Consider the following 22166-nt stretch of genomic DNA (forward strand, 5'->3'; position numbering starts at 1 on the left):
AATAGGTTCTTAACGCGCGGCCCAGGCGTTGAAACGTTGCTCCAGCTGCTCGCCGTAGTCAGCCCAGAAGGTCACGTCGATGGCCACCTGGTTGGCGATGTTTTCCGGCGTGGTCGGCATCAGGTTCAGACGCTCCGGCGCCAGCAGCTCGATAGCCTTCTTGTTGGCCGGGCCGTAGGCGATGTTTTCCGAATAGGTCTTCTGCGCTTCGGGCTTCACTGCGTAGGCGATGAACTCCTTGGCCAGTTCGGCGTTCTTGGCGCCACGCGGGATGGCCCAGGAATCGAAGTCGTAGATGCCGCCGTTCCACACCACCTGCAGGTTGCTCTCGGCTTGTACGGCAGCGATACGGCCGTTGTAGGCCGAGCTCATGACCACGTCACCGGAGGCGAGGTACTGCGGCGGCTGGGCGCCGGCTTCCCACCACTGGATGTTGGGTTTCAGCTCGTCGAGCTTCTTGAATGCGCGATCCTGGCCTTCTTTGGTGGCCAGCACCTTGTACACGTCCTTGACCGGCACACCGTCGGCCATCAGGGCGAATTCCAGGGTGTACTTGGCGCCCTTGCGCAGGCCGCGCTTGCCCGGGAATTTCTTCACGTCCCAGAAGTCGGCCCAGCTGGTCGGCGCCGCGCTCAGTTTGTCGGCGTTGTAGGCCAGTACGGTGGACCAGACGAAGAAGCCGACGCCGCAAGGCTGGATGGCACCGTCGATGAAGTTGGACTGATCACCGAACTGGGCCGGGTCGAGCTCTTCGAACAGACCTTCGTCACAGCCACGCGCGAGTTCCGGCGACTCCACCTCCACCAGATCCCAGCTCACGCTGCGGGTGTCGACCATGGCTTTGACCTTGGCCATTTCACCGTTGTATTCGCCGCCGATCACCTTGTTGCCGGTGTCCTTCTCGAAGGGTTCGTAGAACGCCTTGACCTGCGCCGCCTTGTTCGCGCCGCCGAAGGAAACCGCCGTCAGATCTACCGCCAGTGCCGGCATGGCACAGCTAACGCCCAGGGCCAATGCCGCGAGCTTCAGGGATTTCGTCATTCTTATCAGCTCCTCTGTGTTACGGGTAAAGGTGAAGCACTGCGCGAAAGGCTCACTCGGCTTGGAGTGGATCCAGCGCGCGGACATGCTCGACAGACCAGCCGAGCGGAACCAGATCACCAACCGCCAGGGTCGAGTCCAGCTCGGCCACGGGTTGCTTGACGTAGAAATCGGATTGGCCGCACACCTCCATGCGGATACGCACGTGGTCACCCAGGTAGATGAACTCGGCGATGCGCCCGGAGAAACGGTTCGGGCAGGCTTCGCTGTGGCCATTGAGACGAATGCGCTCCGGGCGGATCGACAGGCTCACCGCCTCGCCCACGGCGCCGACGTTGACTGCCGTGGCGCGCACTTCCTCACCCCGCGCCAGACGCACCACGCACTGCTCGCCATCACGGCTGACCAGCTCGCCCGGCAGGCGGTTGTTCTCGCCGATGAACTGGGCGACGAAGGTGTTGTGCGGCGCCTCATAGAGTTCACGCGGCGGCGCGATCTGCTGGATCTCGCCCTGGTGGAAAACGGCCACACGGTCGGACATGGTCAGTGCTTCGCCCTGGTCGTGGGTCACGTAGACCACGGTCACGCCCAGGCTCTGGTGCAGGTGCTTGATTTCCATCTGCATGTGCTCGCGCAACTGCTTGTCCAGCGCGCCGAGTGGTTCGTCCATCAGCACCAGTTGTGGCTCGAACACCAGTGCACGGGCCAGGGCCACGCGCTGCTGCTGACCACCGGAAAGCTGGCCCGGATAACGGTTGCGGAAAGTGTCGAGCTGCACCATGGACAACGCACGCTTGACCCGCTCGCTGATGTCGGTGCGCGACATGCCACGCACGCTCAGCGGGAAGGCCAGGTTCTCCGCCACGGTCATGTGCGGGAACAGCGCGTAGTTCTGGAACACCATGCCGATGTCGCGTTTGTGCGGCGGCAGTTTGTTCAGCGAACGACCATCGAGAAGGATTTCACCGGCAGTCGGCGTTTCGAAACCGGCCAGCATCATCAGGCTGGTGGTCTTGCCGGAACCGGACGGGCCGAGCAGGGTCAGAAACTCACCCTTGCGGATATCCAGGTTGAGGTCTTTGACGATCAGCGTTTCGCCGTCGTAGCTCTTCTGCACGCCGCGGAAGCTCACCAGTACATCGTTTGCCATCACACCACACCCTTGTTCTTGTCTCAGGCCGATAGATCAAGAGTAGGCCGGCAAGGCGAATGTGAAAAATCGGGCGGGATGACAAGCTGATATCAGGCGTACGGAGAATCTCGTGTAGGGATCGCCCTACAAATTCCGAGTGATCGTGTCGGTTATCGAAGGCCCCCATGGGTAATCCATGGGTAGGGTGGACATCACTTTTCATGTCCACCACTGCAGGTGTTCCGGTATCGAAACGGTGGATGAAAAGAGCGTCATCCACCCTACACCTCGGGACAATCAGACCAAACGGTGCTCCATGGCGTAGCGCACCAGATCGGCCACCGAATTCGCCCCCAACTTCTGCATCAGGCGCGCCTTGTGCGTGCTGACAGTCTTGTTGCTCACGGCCAGGTGCAGGGCGATATCGTTGACGCCCTCGCCACGCACCAGACGCTCGAACACCGAGAACTCGCGTTCCGACAGTTGCGCGTGAGGGGGGCGTGAATCGGTCAGGCCGACCTCGAAAACCATGCGATCGGCCAGTGCCGGATCGATATAGCGACCACCGCCAGCCACCTTGCGAATCGCGGTGATCAGCAGCGCCGGATCACTGTCCTTGGTGGCATAGCCCGCAGCGCCAGCCTTGAGCGCACGCGCCGCCATCTGCGCCTCATCGTGCATCGACAGCACCAGGATTGCCGGCGCCTCGCTCAAGGCGCGGATGCGCGGAATGGCCTCCAGGCCGTTGACGCCCGGCATGGAGATATCCAGCAGCACCACGTCGCAGGGCGTGCGGCGCAGCACCTCGAGCAATTGCTCGCCATTGCTCGCCTCGCCGGCCACCTCGAGATCGCGCGCCATGCCGATCAGTTGCTTGATGCCTTCCCGCACGATGGTGTGGTCTTCGGCCACCAGTACCCGAATCACGCCGTGGTCTCCTCATTCATGGCTATGCGCGCGCACAGCGTAGTACCTTCGCCGGGCTGACTGTCAATCTGCAACTGGCCACCGAGCATGAGCATGCGCTCCTGCATGCCGACCAGGCCGAACGACTGCCCCGGCTTGCGCGTTGCAACCTCGAAGCCCTTGCCATCGTCGATGACCGACAGGCACAAAGTGCCGGCCTCCAGCCACAAACGCACCTGAACGCTGTGTGCGCCGGCGTGGCGCATGACGTTGGTCAGGGCCTCCTGGAGGATGCGGAACAGGCCGATGGCCTGGGCATCGGGCAGATCAGGAAGATGCTCCGGCACCTCGACCAGGCAGGGAATCTGCGTGCGCTCTTCGAAGCGGCGCACCTGCCATTCGATGGCCGAGGCAATACCGGCATCGAGGATCGGCGGGCGCAGTGCGGTGGCCACGTCGCGCACCAGTTGGAATAGCTGAGCGATCAGACGCTTCATGCTGGTCAGGCGTTCGTCCAGTTCGGGAATCTGCCCGGCGCAGACCAACTCGCACATCGCCGTTTCCAGCTTGAGCACGGTCAGCACCTGACCCAGTTCGTCATGCACTTCGCGGGCGATGCGCGCCTTCTCCTCCTCGCGCACGCTTTCCAGGTGCGCCGACAGCTCGCGCAGGCGCGCCCGCGAATCGGCCAGGGCCAGTTCGGCCAGCTTGTTTTCGGTGATGTCCCAGAGAATCCCGTCCCAGACCACGCGGCCATTACCCAGTGGGCGGGCGGTAGTGCGGATGTCGGCCCACAGCACCTCCTGATCGGCGGTAAGGATGCGCCCTTGCCAGTACCAGTCGCTTTCGCCCTCCAGCGCCAGGGTCTGGCTGTTGAGGTAACTGGTCAGATCCTGCGGATGCACCAGGCTGCGCAGGCCGCGATCCTCGCGCTGCAGTTCCTGCGCCGGCCAGCCGACCATCTCCTGGCTGGCTTCGCTGATGTAGGCGAAGTTGACCACCGCCCCCGGCCCGGCGCGCTCCAGACGAAACACCAGGCCCGGCACGTTGCCGGCGATGCCCTTGAAGCGCGCCTCGCTCTCCTCCAGCGCGGCGCGCGCGCGTCGCCGCTCGGTGACATCGCTGAGAAACACCACCAGGTACTCGGCCTGACGATAACGCAGAAAACTCAGGGAAACGTCGGCCGGCATACGGCTGCCGTCGGCGCGCAGGCAGTCGATCTCGAAACTCGGCGAACCTTCCTCCTGCTCGCGCACGCGCTTCCACAGGTTGAGCCAGCGATCCATGTTCAGGCCGGGTTCGAGCCGACTCAGGGGCTTGTCCACCAGTTCGCCAGCGGCATAGCCGAGCATGCGTTCGGCGGCGCGATTGGCGTAGCGCAGGTGGCTGTCCCAGTTGACCCAGAGAATGCCCACGGTGCTGTGATCGAGGGAGAACTGGCTCAAGCGCAGCGCCTCGGCAGCCTGCTGGTGGCGATCCAGCTCGCTGCGCGCGCCGAGCAACCCACGCTCGAGCAAGCGGGTCTGCTGGCGCTGGCGATACAGCGCCGTGGCCCCGATCAGCATGACCAGGGCGAGAAACAGGCTGAGGGTCTTCCAGAAACCGACGAAATCGCTCATCTGCGGATAACGCAGCGGCAGCCAGCGCTCGCGTAAATCCTCCAGCTCGCGCGCGGGCAGCGCCTGCAGGGTGCGGTCGACGATGGCCGCCAGTTCGGGCGCGTCGATCCGCGAGGCCAGGCGCAGCAGTTGCGGCAAGCCGATGTCGCCGACGATGCTCAGGCTGGCAAAGCGCGGCTCACGTAACAGCAGGCTCAGGCTGGCCTCGTCCAGCACCGCGTAATCGGCTTCCTGATTGAGCACTCGCTGCAAGGCTGTGCGCTCGGAGCCAACCTTCATCAGGCGCAGATTGCTATGCGTGCGCTCCAGATATTCCGCTGCCTGACTGGGCGCCCGCACGGCCACCAGTTGCTCCAGTGCCAGCTGATCCAGATCCACCACGCCGTTGCCACTGCGCTCACCCACCACCAGATGCGGCACACGCAGGTAAGGCATGGAGTAATGCCAGATGCGCAGCCCGGCAGGCGTTTGTTGCAGCCCCGGGGCCAGATCCACATCGCCCTTCTGCACGGCTTGCTCGAGCGCTTCCACCGATGGATAGAGACGCCAGTCCGGCGTGACATCCATGCCCTCGAGGAGGCGCTTCATCAGCTCGACATTGGCTCCGACCAGATGCCGATTGCGCTCCATCTGTGCCCAGGGCGCCTGCAGCACCAGGCCGACGCGCAGCCGGGGATGAGCCGCCAGCCAGGCCTGCTGTTCGGCATCGAATGCCGGCCGCAACGGCATCCGGCTGGATTCCGCCCAGGCGGGGGCGGCGCTCGACAGCAACGAGAGCAGGAAGACTAGGCTGAGCAGACACTTCATGTGCGGGGCGAATCCACGAGCGTGATGGCCTAAGTTAACCCACTCCGAGGCTCACCGCCTGACAAACGCAGCGCCCCGCATTAGGCTCAAGCGAGGAAACCATGGAGAAATCTCGATGCGCGCCACTTCGCATGCCCTGTTCGGTCTGTGCCTGCTCGCCAGCGCTACTGCCTGGGCTCAGGATCCCGCGACGCCCGACAGCAGCGCGCCAGCCGAACCCCCGCCTGCGAGCAACGAGCGCGTACCGCTGCCCGAGCGCAGCGTCAGCGAGGCCCAGGCCCTGGAGCAACGCCTGGACAAACGCGAGCAGCAGATGCTGCAAGCCGGTAGCGAACAGTTTCTCGCCCTGTGGTTGCCGGCCAATGTCGGTGAGCCCAGCGGCACGGTCATCCTGCTGCCGGGCGATGTGGAAAATGCCGATGACGCACAGGTGGTCGGCCCCTTGCGGCGCAAGTTTCCAGACAGCGGCTGGCACAGCCTGAGCCTGACCCTGCCGGATCCGGACGGCGATCCCCTGCCGCTGCGTGATACCTCGCCAGCGCCTGCCGACACGTCGACGAGCGAACAACCCGCTTCGCCAGACGGAGAAGCGCAGGCGCCCACCCAGGCGCCCAGCGAAGGCAGCACCGATACACCACCTGCCGAACTGAGCCCGGAAGCACGCCGCGACGCCCATGCCGAGCGCGTCATGGCGCGCATCGACGCGGCCATCGAATTCGCCAAGCAGAAGGATTCCGTGCATATCGTGCTGCTCGGGCATGGCAGCGGCGCCTATTGGGCGGTGCGTTACCTCAACGAGCGCAAGCCGGCCTCCGTACACAACGTACTGATGGTCGCACCCGGAGTCCCTGCCGGCTTCGGCCCGCCACTCGATGAATTGGTCACGCAATTGCCAGTGGCGGCGGGCGACTTCTATTACCGTGATCAGGTAGAGGATCGCAACGCAGCGCTCAAGCGGCTGCAGGCCAGCAAACGCGCCAAGCTGCCCATTTATATTCAGGTCGCCATGAAGGCTCTGCCGGGGAATCGCGCGGTGGAGCAGGAGCAGCTCTACCGGCGCCTGCGCGGCTGGCTGAAACTGCACCTGAGCAAAGGCTAGGCGGGCTCAGCGCAGCCCGCGGCGCTCTCGGATCAGGGTATAGGCCTGGTGCAGCTGGCGGGTCGTCTCGGTGGCTTCACGAATGCGTTCAGGCGACGCACCGGCACCGGCCAGCTTGTCCGGATGATGGCGACTGAGCAGACGCCGATAGGCACGCTTGATCACCTCCGGCTCGCTATCGGCAGCCACCCCGAGCATGCGCAACGCCTCCTGGTAGCTGCCGCCCGAAGGCGCTGGCTGCTGGCTGCGCCGTGGCGCGTACTCGTCACCGAGGCGCTCCAGGCGCGCCGTTTCCCACCCCAGCCATTTGCCCCAAAGCAGGATCAGCTCATGCTCGCTGGGCGCCACCCGGCCATCGACCCAGGCCATGCGCCAGCAGGCCCTGAGCAGCGAGTCGGCGCGTTCACGCTGACGCTGCAACGGCGCTCGCAGGTTGTCGCGGCCGGTCTTGCCACGAGCGAACGCGTCGATGGCGCGGCGCTGGCCCGCATCATCCAGCCCCAGGCGCTGCATCTCCGAACGCGCCTGCTGGATATGGCTCGGCACCACGCGCCCGCCGCTCTTGGCCAAGCGCCCGAGCATGACGAACAACAACTCGTCATCTGCGGGTACGCCGCGCCCGCCCAGGCGTTCGCGCAAGGTATTCCAGTCATGCAGGCGCAGCCGTCGATCCAGCACCTGGCCCAGCAGCCCTCCGAGCATGGCGCCCGGAATGCTGGCCAGCGCCCAGCCGGCGGCAGCCCCCAGCAATGTCGCCGGCCACAGCATTAAACAGCCCCCAACAACAGGCGCTCGACCTCGGCCAGGCGCTCATGGGTACCGACATCGACCCAGCATCCGGCATACCGCTCGCCACTGACCCGATCCGCCGCCATCGCCTCACGCAGCAACGGCGCCAGCTTGAAGGCGCCCGCTTGGCAGCCGGCGAACAGCTCAGGGCTGAGCACGGCGATGCCACTGTAGGTCAGCCGCTCGCCATCTGCCGCCGCATCATGAACCTGACCCTGCTGCAGAACGAAATCACCCTGCGGGTGATGCAGCGGGTTGTCCACCAGCACTAGATGCGCCAGCCCGGGCAGAGGCCGACGCAGCTCGGCGAAGGCGTAATCGGTGAAGATGTCGCCATTGACCACGACAAACGGCTCGCTGCCCAGCAGCGGCAAGGCGCGGAAGATACCGCCCCCCGTCTCCAGCGGCTCACCCTCCGGCGAATAGGCGATACGCACGCCAAAGCGCGTGCCATCGCCCAGGTAATCCTCGATCTGCTGCCCCAGCCAGGCGTGATTGATCACCAACTCATCAAAGCCGGCAGCGGCCAGGGCCCGTACGTGGTACTCGATCAACGGCACGCCAGCCGCCCTGACCAGCGGCTTGGGCGTATGCAGCGTCAGCGGGCGCAGGCGCTCACCCTTGCCGGCGGCGAGGATCATCGCCTTCATGCAGGAGCCCCTTCTTCTATTGCCAGGCTGGCGAACAGCTCGCGCAGTTCAGCCAGCTCCGGCCTACGTGCCAGCACGTCCTGGATATAGGCAAAGAAGCGCGGTACGTCACCCAGGTACTTGGGCTTGCCGTCCCGATGGCAGATGCGCGCGAAGATGCCGATCACCTTCAAGTGGCGCTGCACGCCCATCAGGTCGCTGGCGCGCAGGAAATCATCCAGCGATGCCTGCACCGGGATACCGGCCTGCCGGGCGCGTTGCCAGTAATCCTGCAGCCAGGCGTGCACGCGCGCCTGCGGCCAACTGAGGAAGGCATCCTTGAACAGGCAGGTGATGTCATAGGTGACCGGGCCGTAGACGGCATCCTGAAAATCCAGGACGCCGGGATTGGGTGTGCTCTGCATCAGGTTGCGCGGCATGAAGTCGCGGTGCACCAGCACCTTGGGTTGCGCCAGTGCGCTGTCGATCAGCAGGCGGCTGATACGTTGCCAGGCGGCCTCCTGCTCAGGGGTGAAGCTGCGCCCCAGATGGCGTTGCACGTACCACTCGGGGAACAGTTGCAGTTCGCGGCGCAGCAAGGCCTCGTCGTAATGCGGCAGATCGCCGTCGAGCGGCAAGCGCTGTTGCAGCAACAGGGCCTCGATGGCGTCATGGAACAGGGCGTCGGCATTGTGCTCGTCGATCACGTCCAGATAGGTCTGGCGCCCCAGATCGTCGAGGATCAGAAAGCCTTGCGCGAGATCGGCCGCCAGCACTTCGGGCACATGCACGCCGGCACTAGCGAGCAAGGCGGCGATGCGTACGAAGGGTGCGCAATTCTCCTGAGGCGGCGGTGCGTCCATCAGGATCAGGCTGTGCTCACCGGCCTGCCAACGGAAATAACGGCGAAAACTGGCATCGCTGCTGGCAGCCGTCAGTTCGGCCTCGGGCACCTCACCCCAGCCGCGCGTGGCGAACAGAATGGGCAATTGCTCGGCAAGCCAGGCTTGCAGGTGTTGCAGACGTACATCGTGTTCGGACATCTAGGGGTCTCCGACGGCGCTAGCCGTTGCGCGGGTCATGCTTTATTATCCAGCATCTTTTTCAGCCCATCGAGAGGCGTGCGGCCCCTGGGCCGATAGCGCGCAGGAAGCCCGGACTAACAAGATGGCAGTAAAATACCCCGCGTTCCGCAAGAAGTTCCCGCTGCTGGTGACCGGCAGCCTCCTGGCCTTACAGCCCGCCTTCAGCCTACAGGCGTTCGCCGCTGAGCAGTATGACTGCGCAGCGTCGCCCACCGGCGGCTGGGCCTGTGCGCCCAAAACAGCAGCCAGCGCCCTGCCCCCACGCCCGGTGCACAGCCGCGATGCGGTCAGTGCGTCGGGTACGCCGGCAGCCGAGGCAACCGCCAAGCAGGAGGCCGCTCCGACTCTGGTAACAGAGAGCAAGGGCCGCGCCCTGGCTTCGCGCAGCGCTGACTACAGCCACCTCGACTGGGTGCCGCGTGACAAGCTCACCGCCGCGCAACTGGCCGAGGCTGGCCCGTATTGCGCCGGTGCCTATGTCGAGCCGCTGCGCCCGGGCATGGATGACACCACGCCGCTGAACGAGTCGCCCATGTTCGTTTCGGCCAAGGCGTCGCGCTACGAGCAGGAGCAACAGGTGGCCACCCTCGCGGGTGATGTCGTGCTGCGCCAGTCCGGCATGCAGGTCGAAGCCGACGAGGCCAGCCTGCACCAGACCGAGAACCGTGGCGAACTGGTCGGTAACGTGCGCCTGCGCGACAAGGGCATGCTGGTCGTTGGCGACCGTGCCGACCTGCAACTCGACAACGGCGAAGCCAAGATCGACAACGCCGAGTACGTGCTGCACAAGGCGCATGTTCGTGGCAGCGCGCTCTACGCCAAACGCGAAGAGACTGCGATCATTCGCCTCAAGGACGGTACCTACACCCGTTGCGAACCGGGCGACAACGCCTGGCACCTTAAGGGCAACAACGTCACCCTGAACCCGGCGACCGGCTTCGGCACCGCAACCAACGTGACGCTGCGGGTCAAGGACATTCCGGTGTTCTACACCCCCTACATCTATTTCCCGATCGATGATCGTCGCCAGTCCGGCTTCCTGCCGCCGAGCTTCAGCACATCGAGCGACACCGGGTTCTCGCTGCAGACGCCGTACTACTTCAACTTGGCGCCGAACTACGACGCCACGCTCTACCCGACCTACATGACCAAGCGCGGTCTGCTCATGGAAGGCGAGTTCCGCTACCTGACCAAGAGCAGCGAAGGCCAGGTCGGCGGCGCCTGGCTCAATGACGAGGAAGACGAGCGCAAACTGCAGTCGGGGTACGAAGACCAGCGCTGGATGTACAGCTGGCAGCACAAGCAGGGCCTCGATTCGCGCCTGCTCGCCGAAGTCGACTACACCGACATCAGCGACCCCTACTACTTCCAGGATCTGCGTAGCGATCTGGGCGTCGACAACGGCTCCTACGTCAACCAGCGCGGCACGCTCACCTACCGTGGCGACAGCTACACCGCCAAGCTGAACCTGCATGCCTACGAGCTGGCGACGATCACCGACATCACCCCGTACGATCGCCTGCCGCAGCTGACCCTCGACGGCAAGCTGCCCTTCCAGCCGGGCGGCCTGAACTTCGCCTACTCCACCGAGTTCGTGAAATTCGACCGCAGCCTGCGTAGCGGCTATTTCACCGACAAAAATGGCAATACCGGCACCGAAGAACAGCGCTGGTATGACGACCGAATTAAAGGTCTGGCACGTGCCAACGGCGATCGCCTGCACCTGGAGCCCTCGGTCAGCCTGCCTATGAGTTCGAGCTGGGGTTACGTCACACCGCAGCTGAAGTACCTGCAGACCAACTACGATCTGACTCTGGATAGCCAAGGCAAGAGAGATCTGGCCCAGGCCACACCAACCGACTTCTTCTACGGCCAGAACTACAAGAGCAGCCAGAGCCGCGGCCTTGGCCTGTTCAGCGTCGACAGCGGCCTGTACTTCGACCGCAATACCCAGCTGTTCGGCAAGGACTATCGCCAAACCTTGGAGCCACGCGCCTTCTACCTGTATGTACCGGAAGAAGATCAAGCCGACATCCCGGTGTTCGACACCAGCGAAAGCAGCTTCAGCTACGCCTCTTTGTGGCGCGAGAACCGCTTTACCGGTAAGGATCGAATCGGCGACGAGAACAAGCTGTCGCTGGGCGTGACCAGCCGCTGGATCGAGCCGAACGGCTTCGAGCGTCAGCGTTTCAGCATCGGCCAAGCGTTCTACTTCGAAGATCGCAAGGTGCAGATGCCGGGCATCGACTACCGCACCCGCGACGACGCCACCGCCAGCGTTTCGCCCTACGCCCTGGAGCACCAGTACCGCTTCAACCGCGACTGGCGCCTGAACTCCACCCTGAACTGGGATCCGGATCAGCGCAGCACCCGTTCGGGTAGCGCCATGTTCCACTACCAGCCGGAAGACAACCCGAACAAGGTGGTCAACCTGGGTTATCGCTATCGCAACGACACCGTTCGTTACGATCAGGCGAGCGGTCAGTGGCGCTTCGGTGGCGACTACGGCAACCCGGGCGACGCCAACTACATCAAGGACTACTACAAGATCAGCCAGCATGACTTCTCCGTCATCTGGCCGCTGGTTCCGCAGTGGAGCGTGATTTCGCGCTGGCAGTATGACTACAACCGCAACCGCACGCTGGAAGCCTTCGGCGGTTTCGAGTACGACAGCTGCTGCTGGAAACTGCGCCTGATCAACCGTTACTGGGTCGACTACGACGAAGTCAGCCTCAACCCGTCGCGCAACGACCAAGGCGACCGCGGCATCTTCCTGCAGATCGTCCTCAAGGGCCTCGGCGGCGTTGTTGGCAACAAGGTGGAAACTTTCCTCGACCAAGGCATTCAAGGTTACCGTGAACGTGAAGACCAAGCTTTCTGATTGCCTGCGCCCCCTGCTGTTGGGCGTAGCACTGCTGGCGGCGACGGCTCATGCCGAAGTTCGCCCGCTGGATCGTGTCGTGGCCATCGTCGATAACGACGTGGTCATGCAAAGCCAACTCGATGCGCGTCTGCGCGAAGTGCAACAAACCATCGCCAAGCGCGGCGGTGCGTTGCCGCCCGAGCACGTGCTGAGCCAGCAGGTACTCGAACGCCTGATCATCGAAAACATCCAGCTGCAGATCGGCGACCGTTCCGGTATCCGTATCACCGACGAAGAACTGAACCAGGCCATGGGCACCATCGCCCAGCGTAACGGCATGAGCCTGGAGCAGTTCCGTCAGGCGCTGGCGCGCGATGGCTTGTCCTATGCCGACGCCCGCGACCAGGTGCGCCGCGAGATGATCATCAGCCGCGTGCGTCAGCGTCGTGTTGCCGAGCGCATCCAGGTCACCGACCAGGAAGTGCAGAACTTCCTCGCCTCCGACCTCGGCAAGGCGCAACTGTCGGAAGAGTATCGCCTGGCCAATATCCTCATCCCGGTTTCGGAAGGAGCTTCCTCCACCGAGATTCAGGCCGCCGACCGTCAGTCGCAGGAGCTGTATCAGCAACTGCAGCAAGGTGCTGATTTCGCCCAGTTGGCCGTAGCCCGCTCGGCCAGCGAGAACGCCCTGGAAGGTGGTGAGATGGGCTGGCGCAAGGCCGGACAACTGCCGCCACCGTTCGACACCATGCTCAGCTCGCTGCAGCCGGGCCAGGTTACCGAGCCGGTGCGTACGCCGGGCGGTTTCATCATCCTCAAGCTGATGGAGAAGCGCGGTGGCGACACCCAGGTACGGGACGAGGTGCATGTACGCCACATCCTGATCAAGCCAAGCGAAATTCGCAGCGAAGAAGAGACCCGCCGCCTGGTCGAGCGCCTGTATCAGCGTATTCTCGCGGGTGAAGACTTCGCGGAGCTGGCGAAGAACTTCTCCGAAGACCCGGGCTCGGCGCTCAATGGTGGCGATCTCAACTGGATCGACCCGAACGCGCTGGTGCCGGAGTTCCGCGAGGTGATGAACAACACTCCGAGCGGCGAGCTGTCCAAGCCGTTCAAGAGCCCCTACGGCTGGCATGTGCTGCAGGTACTGGGCCGTCGCGCGACCGACAACAGCGAGCAGTTCCGTGAGCAACAAGCTGCCAACCTGCTGCGTAACCGCAAGTACGACGAAGAGCTGCAGACCTGGCTGCGCCAGATCCGCGACGAAGCTTACGTCGAAACCAAGCTGTAAGCGTTAATGCATTCGAGAAACCCGGCCTTGCGCCGGGTTTTTTCGTTATGGCTGCAGACGGATTAAACTGCTCCCCCGCTCCATCACCGAGACGCCGCGATGAACGTGCCCCCGATCTTTGCCCTGACCCCTGGCGAGCCTGCCGGCATCGGCCCTGACCTGTGCCTGCTGCTAGCGCGTGAAGCGCAACCGCAGATCCTGGTCGCCATCGCCAGCCGCCAGTTGCTCGCTTCTCGCGCCACTCAACTGGATCTAGCCATCGAGCTGATCGAGACTGGCCCAGGCCAATGGCCCGCCACCCCGGCGCCCGCCGGCAGCCTGTACGTCTGGGATACCCCGCTGGCCGAACCCTGCACGCCTGGGCAACTGAACCGCGCCAATGCCCATTACGTGCTGCAAACCCTGACCCGCGCCGGTCAGGGCTGCCTGGACGGCACTTTCGCGGCGATGATCACGGCGCCGGTGCACAAGGGCGTAATCAACGAGGCCGGCATTGTCTTCTCCGGGCACACCGAGTTTCTCGCCGAGCTGACCCAGGCCGAACAGGTGGTGATGATGCTGGCCACCCATGGCCTGCGCGTGGCACTGGTCACCACGCACCTGCCGCTCAAGGATGTCGCGGCCGCCATCACCAGCGAGCGCCTGCTGCGGGTCACGCGCATTCTGCATGCCGACCTGCAGAGCAAGTTCGGCATCGCCGAGCCGCGCATTCTGGTCTGCGGGCTCAACCCGCACGCCGGCGAGGGCGGCCATCTCGGCCGCGAGGAGATCGAGATCATCGAGCCGGCGCTGGAGCGCCTGCGCACGGAAGGCATGAACCTGATTGGCCCGCTGCCGGCCGACACGCTGTTTACCCCGAAGCACCTCGAACAGGCAGATGCCGTGCTGGCCATGTATCACGATCAGGGCCTGCCGGTGCTCAAGTACAAGGGCTTCGGCGCTGCCCTGAACGTCACCCTGGGCTTGCCGATCATCCGCACCTCGGTCGATCACGGCACCGCGCTGGATCTGGCCGGTAGCGGCCAGGTCGACACTGGTAGCCTGCGTGTCGCTCTGGAGACGGCCTATCAGATGGCGGCAGCCGCACGCTGAAGACACAAGTCGCCCGGCACGGATGCCGGGGCCAGCCTCAACTGATAAGCTTCGCCTCTTTATCTTTTCGCTTTACGCTCTTGCCTGACGCTTGCAGCTTGAAGCCTGGAGCTGCTCCATGTCCGAATACCAACACCGCGCGCGCAAGCGCTTCGGTCAGAACTTCCTCCACGACGCGGGCGTGATCGACCGAATCCTGCGTGCCATCCGCGCCAAGGAGGGCGAGCGCCTGCTGGAGATTGGCCCGGGCCAGGGCGCCCTGACCGAAGGACTGCTGGGCAGTGGTGCTCAGCTCGACGTGATCGAGCTGGATCTCGACCTCATTCCCATCCTGCAGGCCAAGTTCGGCGACAATCCGCGCTTCGCCCTCAACCAGGGCGACGCACTGAAGTTCGACTTCGCCCGCCTCAACGCGGCCCCTCGTAGCCTGCGCGTGGTCGGCAACCTGCCCTATAACATCTCCACCCCGCTGATTTTCCACCTGCTGGACAACGCGCCGGTGATTCGCGACATGCACTTCATGCTGCAGAAGGAAGTGGTCGAGCGTCTGGCCGCCGAGCCCGGTGGTGGCGACTGGGGGCGCCTGTCGATCATGGTGCAGTACCACTGCCGTGTGGAGCATCTGTTCAATGTCGGCCCTGGCGCCTTCAATCCGCCGCCCAAGGTGGACTCGGCTATCGTCCGCCTGGTGCCGCATGAAACCTTGCCGCATCCTGCGCAAGACCCACGCCTGCTAGAGCGCGTGGTACGCGAGGCCTTCAACCAGCGGCGCAAGACCCTGCGCAACACCCTCAAGCAACTGTTGCCAGCCGAAGCCATCGAAGCCGCCGGTGTCGATGGCAGCTTGCGCCCCGAACAGCTCGACCTGGCCGCCTTCGTCCGTCTGGCCGATCAGCTCGCCGCGCACCAGGCCGCCAGCCCGGTCTAAACTGCCAACAGGCTCGAAGAGTTCCCTGCATGTCCGACCCTCGTTACCAGATCGATGTCAGCGTCACGACCCAGTACCTGGCCGCGCAATCGCAGCCGGAGCAGAGCCGTTACGCCTTCTCCTACACCATCACCATCGTCAACAACGGCGAGCTGCCCGCCCAACTGCTCTCACGCCACTGGATCATCACCGACGGTGACGGCCGCGTGCAGGAAGTGCGCGGTGCCGGCGTGGTCGGCCAACAACCGCACATCGAGCCCGGCGCCAGCCACACCTACAGCAGCGGCACGGTGATGACCACGCAGGTCGGCACCATGCAGGGCAGCTACCAGATGCTCGCCGAGGACGGCAAACGCTTCGACGCCAGCATCGCACCGTTCCGCCTGGCGGTACCCGGGGCGTTGCACTGATGGCGGTGTATGCTGTCGGCGACCTGCAAGGCTGCCTCAAGCCACTCCAGTGCCTACTCGAGCAGGTGGCCTTCGATCCGGCGCATGATCAGCTCTGGCTGGTCGGCGATCTGGTCAACCGCGGCCCGCAGTCACTAGAAACCCTGCGTTTCCTCTACTCCATCCGCCATGCGGTGATCAGCGTGCTCGGCAACCACGACCTGCATCTGCTGGCCGTGGCGCACAACATCGAGCGCCTGAAGAAGGGCGACACCCTGCGCGAGATTCTCGACGCACCGGATCGCAACGACCTGCTCGACTGGCTCCGTATGCAGAAATTGGTGCACCACGATGCCGAACGCAAAATCACCCTGGTGCATGCCGGTATCCCGCCGCAATGGTCGTTGAACAAGGCCCTGCGCAAGGCGGCCGAGGTCGAGGAAGCACTGCGCGACGACGCTCGCCTGCCGCTGTTTCTCGACGGCATGTATGGCAACGAACCGGCCAAGTGGAGCAAGGAGTTGCACGGCGTGACTCGCCTGCGCGTGATCACCAACTACTTCACCCGCATGCGCTTCTGCACCGCAGACGGCACACTCGATCTGAAGAGCAAGGAAGGCGTCGGCAGCGCACCACCCGGCTTCGCCCCCTGGTTCAGCCACCCGCAGCGCAAGATGCGTGGCGAGAAGATCATCTTCGGCCACTGGGCCGCGCTCGAAGGCAACTGCCAGGAGCCGGGCCTGTATGCGCTGGACACCGGTTGCGTATGGGGCGGCGCCATGACTCTGCTCAACGTCGACAACGGCGAATATCATCGCTGCACCTGCCCCCAGGCCTAGAACACGACCCCCGAGGCACCCCATGAGCGAATTTCAGCGTATCTCCCCCGAACAGGCCCAGGCCCTGCGTGAAAAAGGCGCGGTGGTGGTCGATATCCGCGACCCACACAGCTTCGCCAACGGCCACATCGCCGGCTCACGCCACCTGGACAACCACTCCCTGCATGATTTCATCACCCACGCCGACCTCGATGCTCCGCTGATCGTCGCCTGCTACCACGGCAACTCCAGCCAGAGCGCGGCAGCCTATCTGGTCGGCCAGGGCTTTGCCGAGGTGTACAGCCTCGATGGCGGTTTCGAGCTATGGCGCGCCACCTATCCAGCGGAAACCGCGCAAGGCGGCGAAGAATAATTTTTCGTCTGCTGCAGGCCACGCCCGCTCTGGCCTGCAGCCACTTCCCGACAGGCGGTAACAACCTCTTATGGTTACCGTCGCCTTGACCCCCGCCAGAACGAACTATTCTGTTACTCAGGCCATCCATAGCAAGGTAGAGCCGGCCAACCGGCATCGGGCCATCGGTAACGATCTTTAGGGTTTGGGGGATTCATCCCCGGCACTTCTCCAGCCGGAGCCACCCAGCACCCACTCGCCCGACGACCCGCGCCCAGCTTCCAGCATCGAGCGAGGTGAAGTCATGAGTATTTTCAGTCACTTCCAACAACGTTTCGAGGCGACCCGCCAGGAGGAGTACTCGCTGCAGGAGTACCTCGAACTGTGCAAGCAGGATCGCAGCGCCTACGCCACTGCGGCCGAACGTCTACTGATGGCCATAGGCGAGCCGGAACTGTTGGATACCTCCAGCGACCCAAGGCTGTCGCGCATCTTCTCCAACAAGGTGATCCGCCGCTATCCGGCCTTTGCCGACTTCCACGGCATGGAAGAGTGCATCGACCAGATCGTGTCCTACTTCCGCCACGCTGCCCAGGGCCTGGAAGAGAAGAAACAGATCCTCTACCTGCTGGGCCCGGTGGGCGGCGGTAAATCCTCGCTGGCCGAGAAGCTCAAGCAACTGATGGAGAAGGTGCCTTTCTACGCCATCAAGGGTTCGCCGGTATTCGAGTCGCCGCTGGGGCTGTTCAACGCCACCGAAGACGGCGCCATCCTCGAAGAGGACTACGGCATCCCACGCCGTTACCTGAACTCGATCATGTCGCCCTGGGCCACCAAGCGCCTACAGGAGTTCGGCGGCGACATCAGCCAGTTCCGCGTGGTCAAGCTGTACCCCTCGATCCTCAATCAGATCGCCGTGGCCAAGACCGAGCCGGGCGACGAGAACAACCAGGACATCTCAGCCCTGGTCGGCAAGGTGGACATCCGCAAGCTCGAGGAATACCCGCAGAACGACGCCGACGCCTACAGCTACTCGGGTGCACTGTGCCGGGCCAACCAGGGCCTGATGGAGTTCGTCGAGATGTTCAAGGCACCGATCAAGGTGCTGCACCCGCTGCTGACCGCGACTCAGGAAGGCAACTACAACAGCACCGAAGGCCTCGGCGCGATTCCCTACAGCGGCATCCTGCTGGCCCACTCCAACGAGTCGGAATGGCACAGCTTCCGCAACAACAAGAACAACGAGGCCTTCATCGACCGTATCTACATCGTCAAGGTGCCCTACTGCCTGCGCGTCACCGATGAAATCCGCATCTACGACAAGCTGCTGATCAACAGCTCGCTGGCCAAGGCGCATTGCGCGCCGGATACCCTGAAGATGCTCGCGCAGTTCTCCGTCCTCTCGCGCCTCAAGGAGCCGGAGAACTCCAATATCTACTCGAAGATGCGCGTCTACGACGGCGAGAACCTCAAGGACACCGACCCGAAAGCCAAGTCGATCCAGGAGTACCGTGACAGCGCCGGCGTGGATGAAGGCATGAATGGCCTGTCGACCCGCTTCGCTTTCAAGATCCTCTCCAAGGTATTCAACTTCGACCCGCACGAGATCGCCGCGAACCCGGTGCACTTGTTGTACGTGCTGGAGCAGCAGATCGAGCAGGAACAGTTCCCGGCCGAAGTGCGCGAACGCTACCTGCGCTACATCAAGGAATACCTGGCGCCTCGCTACATCGAGTTCATCGGCAAGGAAATCCAGACCGCCTACCTGGAGTCCTACAGCGAGTACGGGCAGAACATCTTCGACCGCTACGTGCTGTACGCCGACTTCTGGATTCAGGATCAGGAATACCGCGACCCGGAGACCGGCGAGATCCTCAACCGCGTAGCCCTCAACGAGGAGCTGGAGAAAATCGAGAAGCCGGCCGGCATCAGCAACCCGAAGGACTTCCGCAACGAGATCGTCAACTTCGTGCTGCGCGCCCGCGCCAACAACAACGGCAAGAACCCAACCTGGCTCAGCTACGAGAAGCTGCGCGTGGTCATCGAGAAGAAGATGTTCTCCAACACCGAGGATCTGCTCCCGGTCATCAGCTTCAACGCCAAGGGCAGCAAGGAGGAACAGCAGAAACACAACGACTTCGTCAAACGCATGGTCGAGCGCGGCTACACCGAGAAGCAGGTACGCCTGCTGTCCGAGTGGTACCTGCGGGTTCGCAAGTCTCAGTAAGCCCTGTCCGGCGCGCAGCCCGCGCCGGGTCATTCGCTGTCTGCCTGTGGCTACAGGCGGGCAAGAACCTGTTCAAAGCCTCGCGTGCTAGAGCACTGCAAGGCGTAAACAGGTGAGGACGCGGAGTTTACGAGCTGTAAATGAGCAGTCCGAACCTGTTTTCAACGCAGCAGGGCCGACGCGCAGCAGGCTCTGAACAGGTTCGAAGGAGATGTCATGAGCTACGTGATCGACCGACGCCTGAATGGCAAGAACAAGAGCACGGTGAACCGCCAGCGCTTCCTGCGGCGTTACCGTGAGCACATCAAGAAAGCAGTGGAGGAAGCCGTCAGCCGGCGCTCCATCACCGACATGGAGCACGGCGAGCAGATCAGCATTCCTGGCCGTGATATCGACGAGCCGGTGCTGCACCATGGCCGTGGCGGCAAGCAGACCATCGTCCACCCCGGCAACAAGGAGTTCACCACCGGCGAACGCATCCCCCGTCCACAGGGGGGCGGCGGTGGACGCGGCAGCGGCAAGGCGAGCAACTCCGGCGACGGCATGGACGAGTTCGTCTTCCAGATCACCCAGGAGGAATTCCTCGACTTCATGTTCGAGGATCTGGAACTGCCCAACCTAGTCAAGCGCCACCTGACCGGTGCCGACACCTTCAAGACGGTGCGCGCTGGCATCAGCAGCGAGGGTAACCCCTCGCGCATCAATATCATCCGCACCCTGCGTTCGGCCCATGCCCGACGCATCGCCCTGTCCGGCTCTAGCCGCGCCAAGCTGCGCGAGGCCAAGGCCGAGCTGGAGCGACTGCGACGGGAGGAACCGGACAACTTCGGTGATATCCAGGCTGTTCAGGAGGAAATCGAACGGCTCAGCGCGCGCATCCATCGCGTCCCCTTCCTCGACACCTTCGACCTCAAGTACAACCTGCTGACCAAGCAGCCCAACCCCAGCTCCAAGGCCGTGATGTTCTGCCTGATGGACGTGTCCGGCTCCATGACCCAGGCCACCAAGGACGTGGCCAAGCGCTTCTTCATCCTGCTGTACCTGTTCCTCAAGCGGAACTACGACAAGATCGAGGTGGTGTTCATCCGCCACCACACCAGCGCCAAGGAAGTGGACGAAGAAGAGTTCTTCTACTCCCGCGAAACCGGCGGCACCATCGTATCCAGTGCGCTGAAGCTGATGCAGGAGATCATGGCCGAGCGTTACCCGATCAACGAGTGGAACATCTACGCCGCCCAGGCCTCGGATGGCGACAACTGGAACGATGATTCGCCGGTCTGCCGCGACATTCTGGTCAACCAGATCATGCCGTTCGTGCAGTACTTCACCTATGTCGAGATCACCCCACGCGAGCACCAGGCGTTGTGGTTCGAGTACGAGCAGGTGGCCGAGGCCTTCGCCGACAGCTTCGCCCAGCAGCAACTGGTGTCCGCTGCGGACATCTACCCGGTGTTCCGCGAACTGTTCCAGCGTCGCCTGGTGAGTTGAGGAGTTGCCATGAGCCCCGCCGAGAAGAAACGCCAGCCGATCTCCACCGGCTCGGAATGGACTTTCGAGCTGATCCGCACCTACGACCGTGAGATCGCGCGCATCGCCGAGCGCTATGCGCTGGACACCTACCCCAATCAAATCGAGGTGATCACCGCCGAGCAAATGATGGACGCCTATGCCTCGGTCGGCATGCCGCTGGGCTACCACCACTGGTCATACGGCAAGCACTTCCTCGCCACCGAAAAGGGCTACAAGCGCGGGCAGATGGGCCTGGCCTACGAGATCGTGATCAACTCCGATCCGTGCATCGCCTACCTGATGGAGGAGAACACCATCTGCATGCAGGCCCTGGTGATCGCCCATGCCTGCTACGGCCACAACAGCTTCTTCAAGGGCAACTACCTGTTCCGCACCTGGACCGATGCCAGCTCGATCATCGATTACCTGGTGTTCGCCAAGCAGTACATCATGCAGTGCGAGGAGCGTTACGGCATCGACGCCGTGGAGGAGTTGCTCGACTCCTGCCACGCCCTGATGAACTACGGCGTCGACCGCTACAAACGGCCCTACCCCATCTCCGCCGAAGAAGAACGGCGCCGGCAGAAAGACCGCGAAGAGCACCTGCAGAAGCAGATCAACGACCTCTGGCGCACCATTCCCAAAAGTGCGGACAAGGGCGGCGAGAAGGACAGCAAGCGCTTCCCCGCCGAACCGCAGGAGAACATCCTCTACTTCCTGGAAAAGCACGCACCGCTGCTGGAGCCCTGGCAGCGCGAAGTGATCCGCATCGTGCGCAAGATCGCCCAGTACTTCTACCCGCAACGCCAGACCCAGGTGATGAACGAAGGCTGGGCCACCTTCTGGCACTACACCCTGATGAACGACCTGTACGACGAAGGCCTGGTCACCGACGGCTTCATGATGGAGTTCCTGCAGTCGCACACCAGCGTGGTCTACCAGCCATCGTTCGACAGCCCCTACTACAGCGGTATCAACCCCTACGCCCTGGGCTTCGCCATGTACCGCGACATCCGCCGCATCTGCGAGAACCCCACCGAAGAGGACAAACACTGGTTCCCGGACATCGCCGGCAGCGACTGGCTGACCACACTCAAATTCGCCATGAGCAGCTTCAAGGACGAGAGCTTCATCCTGCAGTTCCTCTCGCCCAAGGTGATCCGCGACTTCAAGCTGTTCGGCATCCTCGACGACGACCAGAAGGACGAACTGCTGGTGCCGGCCATCCATGACGAGTCCGGCTACCGCACCATTCGCGAACTGCTCGCCGCCCAGTACAACCTGGGCAACCGCGAGCCCAATATCCAGATATGGAACGTCGACCGGCGTGGCGACCGCTCGCTGACCCTGCGCCACCAGCAACACGACCGCAAACCGCTGGGCGACTCTACCGGCGAAGTGCTCAAGCACCTGCATCGTCTCTGGGGCTTCGACATCCACCTGGAAACCCTGCAGGGCGAGCAACTGATCACCGTCCAGCACGTACCGCCCCGTGGCAGCAGCGACGGTGATAGCGACTACCCGCGTCTGGATCTGGTCATTCCACCCATTTGATCGGTTGTCGCCGCAAGGTAATCCCACCAGCATGCA

Annotated in this window: 18 protein-coding genes; 11 read left to right on the forward strand and 7 right to left on the reverse strand. The window is 63.3% G+C overall.

All coding sequences use genetic code 11. The annotated features are described in order from the left end of the window. Positions 1 to 9: 9 nt before the first annotated feature. The 4 genes from ACODS1_RS16425 to ACODS1_RS16440 all read right to left on the reverse strand — a co-directional run bounded on the left by ACODS1_RS16425 (position 10) and on the right by ACODS1_RS16440 (position 5505). On the reverse strand, positions 10 to 1041 hold the full coding sequence (locus ACODS1_RS16425) for an ABC transporter substrate-binding protein (RefSeq protein ID WP_489086503.1): 1032 nt from the start codon (positions 1039 to 1041) through the stop codon (positions 10 to 12). A gap of 52 nt (positions 1042 to 1093) precedes the next feature. After that, positions 1094 to 2191 (reverse strand): ABC transporter ATP-binding protein, encoded by a 1098-nt coding sequence (locus tag ACODS1_RS16430; RefSeq protein ID WP_489086504.1) that lies wholly within the window; start codon positions 2189 to 2191, stop codon positions 1094 to 1096. A 279-nt stretch (positions 2192 to 2470) separates the two neighbouring features. Further along, on the reverse strand, positions 2471 to 3100 hold the full coding sequence (locus ACODS1_RS16435; RefSeq protein ID WP_322978724.1) for a response regulator transcription factor: 630 nt from the start codon (positions 3098 to 3100) through the stop codon (positions 2471 to 2473). Further along, a complete protein-coding gene (locus ACODS1_RS16440) occupies positions 3097 to 5505 on the reverse strand; it encodes a PAS domain-containing sensor histidine kinase (RefSeq protein ID WP_489086505.1) in 2409 nt (802 codons plus the stop codon). Before ACODS1_RS16440 ends, ACODS1_RS16435 begins: the two co-directional genes overlap by 4 nt. A 115-nt stretch (positions 5506 to 5620) precedes the next feature. On the opposite strand from ACODS1_RS16440, the gene ACODS1_RS16445 reads away from it, so the two are divergent. Then, positions 5621 to 6604, forward strand: coding sequence for an alpha/beta hydrolase family protein (locus ACODS1_RS16445; RefSeq protein ID WP_489086506.1), 984 nt, complete (start codon positions 5621 to 5623; stop codon positions 6602 to 6604). 6 nt (positions 6605 to 6610) lie between these two features. Here the strand turns inward: ACODS1_RS16445 and ACODS1_RS16450 are convergent, their stop codons facing one another. Genes ACODS1_RS16450 through ACODS1_RS16460 form a run of 3 tightly spaced genes read right to left on the reverse strand, consistent with a single transcriptional unit; the run spans position 6611 to position 9065 of the window. Further along, a complete protein-coding gene (locus tag ACODS1_RS16450) occupies positions 6611 to 7372 on the reverse strand; it encodes a DnaJ domain-containing protein (RefSeq protein ID WP_489086507.1) in 762 nt (253 codons plus the stop codon). After that, complete coding sequence (gene murU, locus ACODS1_RS16455) at positions 7372 to 8043, reverse strand: N-acetylmuramate alpha-1-phosphate uridylyltransferase MurU (RefSeq protein WP_489086508.1); 672 nt, start codon at positions 8041 to 8043, stop codon at positions 7372 to 7374. Before murU ends, ACODS1_RS16450 begins: the two co-directional genes overlap by 1 nt. Continuing rightward, positions 8040 to 9065 carry an aminoglycoside phosphotransferase family protein gene (locus tag ACODS1_RS16460; protein ID WP_489086509.1) on the reverse strand — a complete coding sequence of 342 codons (1026 nt, stop codon included), beginning with the start codon at positions 9063 to 9065 and terminating at the stop codon, positions 8040 to 8042. Before ACODS1_RS16460 ends, murU begins: the two co-directional genes overlap by 4 nt. A 124-nt stretch (positions 9066 to 9189) precedes the next feature. Between ACODS1_RS16460 and ACODS1_RS16465 the strand changes: the two genes are divergently transcribed. The 10 genes from ACODS1_RS16465 (at position 9190) to ACODS1_RS16510 (ending at position 22130) form a co-directional block, all read left to right on the forward strand. Continuing rightward, entirely contained in the window at positions 9190 to 11988 is a 2799-nt protein-coding gene (locus tag ACODS1_RS16465; protein WP_489086510.1) for an LPS-assembly protein LptD, read from the forward strand. Next, a complete protein-coding gene (gene surA / locus ACODS1_RS16470) occupies positions 11969 to 13261 on the forward strand; it encodes a peptidylprolyl isomerase SurA (protein ID WP_489086511.1) in 1293 nt (430 codons plus the stop codon). Before ACODS1_RS16465 ends, surA begins: the two co-directional genes overlap by 20 nt. 99 nt (positions 13262 to 13360) lie before the next feature. After that, positions 13361 to 14353 (forward strand): 4-hydroxythreonine-4-phosphate dehydrogenase PdxA, encoded by a 993-nt coding sequence (gene pdxA, locus ACODS1_RS16475; RefSeq protein ID WP_489086512.1) that lies wholly within the window; start codon positions 13361 to 13363, stop codon positions 14351 to 14353. 118 nt (positions 14354 to 14471) lie between these two features. After that, on the forward strand, positions 14472 to 15281 hold the full coding sequence (gene rsmA / locus ACODS1_RS16480) for a 16S rRNA (adenine(1518)-N(6)/adenine(1519)-N(6))-dimethyltransferase RsmA (protein WP_489086513.1): 810 nt from the start codon (positions 14472 to 14474) through the stop codon (positions 15279 to 15281). A 29-nt stretch (positions 15282 to 15310) separates the two neighbouring features. Continuing rightward, the gene (gene apaG / locus ACODS1_RS16485) at positions 15311 to 15691 is read left to right on the forward strand and encodes a Co2+/Mg2+ efflux protein ApaG (RefSeq protein WP_322978734.1); all 381 of its coding nucleotides are present in this window, start codon (positions 15311 to 15313) and stop codon (positions 15689 to 15691) included. Beyond that, complete coding sequence (locus ACODS1_RS16490) at positions 15691 to 16509, forward strand: symmetrical bis(5'-nucleosyl)-tetraphosphatase (RefSeq protein ID WP_489086514.1); 819 nt, start codon at positions 15691 to 15693, stop codon at positions 16507 to 16509. The genes apaG and ACODS1_RS16490 overlap by 1 nt, the downstream gene beginning before the upstream one ends. Positions 16510 to 16531: 22 nt before the next feature. Continuing rightward, positions 16532 to 16861 (forward strand): thiosulfate sulfurtransferase GlpE, encoded by a 330-nt coding sequence (glpE, locus tag ACODS1_RS16495; protein WP_322978736.1) that lies wholly within the window; start codon positions 16532 to 16534, stop codon positions 16859 to 16861. Positions 16862 to 17144: 283 nt separating this feature from the next. After that, positions 17145 to 19067, forward strand: coding sequence for a PrkA family serine protein kinase (locus ACODS1_RS16500; RefSeq protein ID WP_489086515.1), 1923 nt, complete (start codon positions 17145 to 17147; stop codon positions 19065 to 19067). A gap of 216 nt (positions 19068 to 19283) precedes the next feature. After that, positions 19284 to 20555 (forward strand): YeaH/YhbH family protein, encoded by a 1272-nt coding sequence (locus ACODS1_RS16505; RefSeq protein WP_322978738.1) that lies wholly within the window; start codon positions 19284 to 19286, stop codon positions 20553 to 20555. A 9-nt stretch (positions 20556 to 20564) separates the two neighbouring features. Next, positions 20565 to 22130, forward strand: coding sequence for a SpoVR family protein (locus ACODS1_RS16510; RefSeq protein ID WP_489086516.1), 1566 nt, complete (start codon positions 20565 to 20567; stop codon positions 22128 to 22130). Positions 22131 to 22166: the final 36 nt, after the last annotated feature.

The organism is Pseudomonas sp. FG29 (assembly GCF_057809355.1).

Excerpts from the sequence above, each read along its gene's own strand:
- ACODS1_RS16425 (WP_489086503.1), bottom strand. The coding sequence starts at position 1,041 with ATGACGAAATCCCTGAAGCTCGCGGCATTGGCCCTGGGCGTTAGCTGT.
- ACODS1_RS16430 (WP_489086504.1), bottom strand. The coding sequence starts at position 2,191 with ATGGCAAACGATGTACTGGTGAGCTTCCGCGGCGTGCAGAAGAGCTAC.
- ACODS1_RS16440 (WP_489086505.1), bottom strand. The coding sequence starts at position 5,505 with ATGAAGTGTCTGCTCAGCCTAGTCTTCCTGCTCTCGTTGCTGTCGAGC.
- ACODS1_RS16445 (WP_489086506.1), top strand. The coding sequence starts at position 5,621 with ATGCGCGCCACTTCGCATGCCCTGTTCGGTCTGTGCCTGCTCGCCAGC.
- ACODS1_RS16450 (WP_489086507.1), bottom strand. The coding sequence starts at position 7,372 with ATGCTGTGGCCGGCGACATTGCTGGGGGCTGCCGCCGGCTGGGCGCTG.
- murU (WP_489086508.1), bottom strand. The coding sequence starts at position 8,043 with ATGAAGGCGATGATCCTCGCCGCCGGCAAGGGTGAGCGCCTGCGCCCG.
- ACODS1_RS16460 (WP_489086509.1), bottom strand. The coding sequence starts at position 9,065 with ATGTCCGAACACGATGTACGTCTGCAACACCTGCAAGCCTGGCTTGCC.
- ACODS1_RS16465 (WP_489086510.1), top strand. The coding sequence starts at position 9,190 with ATGGCAGTAAAATACCCCGCGTTCCGCAAGAAGTTCCCGCTGCTGGTG.
- pdxA (WP_489086512.1), top strand. The coding sequence starts at position 13,361 with ATGAACGTGCCCCCGATCTTTGCCCTGACCCCTGGCGAGCCTGCCGGC.
- rsmA (WP_489086513.1), top strand. The coding sequence starts at position 14,472 with ATGTCCGAATACCAACACCGCGCGCGCAAGCGCTTCGGTCAGAACTTC.
- apaG (WP_322978734.1), top strand. The coding sequence starts at position 15,311 with ATGTCCGACCCTCGTTACCAGATCGATGTCAGCGTCACGACCCAGTAC.
- ACODS1_RS16490 (WP_489086514.1), top strand. The coding sequence starts at position 15,691 with ATGGCGGTGTATGCTGTCGGCGACCTGCAAGGCTGCCTCAAGCCACTC.
- glpE (WP_322978736.1), top strand. The coding sequence starts at position 16,532 with ATGAGCGAATTTCAGCGTATCTCCCCCGAACAGGCCCAGGCCCTGCGT.
- ACODS1_RS16500 (WP_489086515.1), top strand. The coding sequence starts at position 17,145 with ATGAGTATTTTCAGTCACTTCCAACAACGTTTCGAGGCGACCCGCCAG.
- ACODS1_RS16505 (WP_322978738.1), top strand. The coding sequence starts at position 19,284 with ATGAGCTACGTGATCGACCGACGCCTGAATGGCAAGAACAAGAGCACG.
- ACODS1_RS16510 (WP_489086516.1), top strand. The coding sequence starts at position 20,565 with ATGAGCCCCGCCGAGAAGAAACGCCAGCCGATCTCCACCGGCTCGGAA.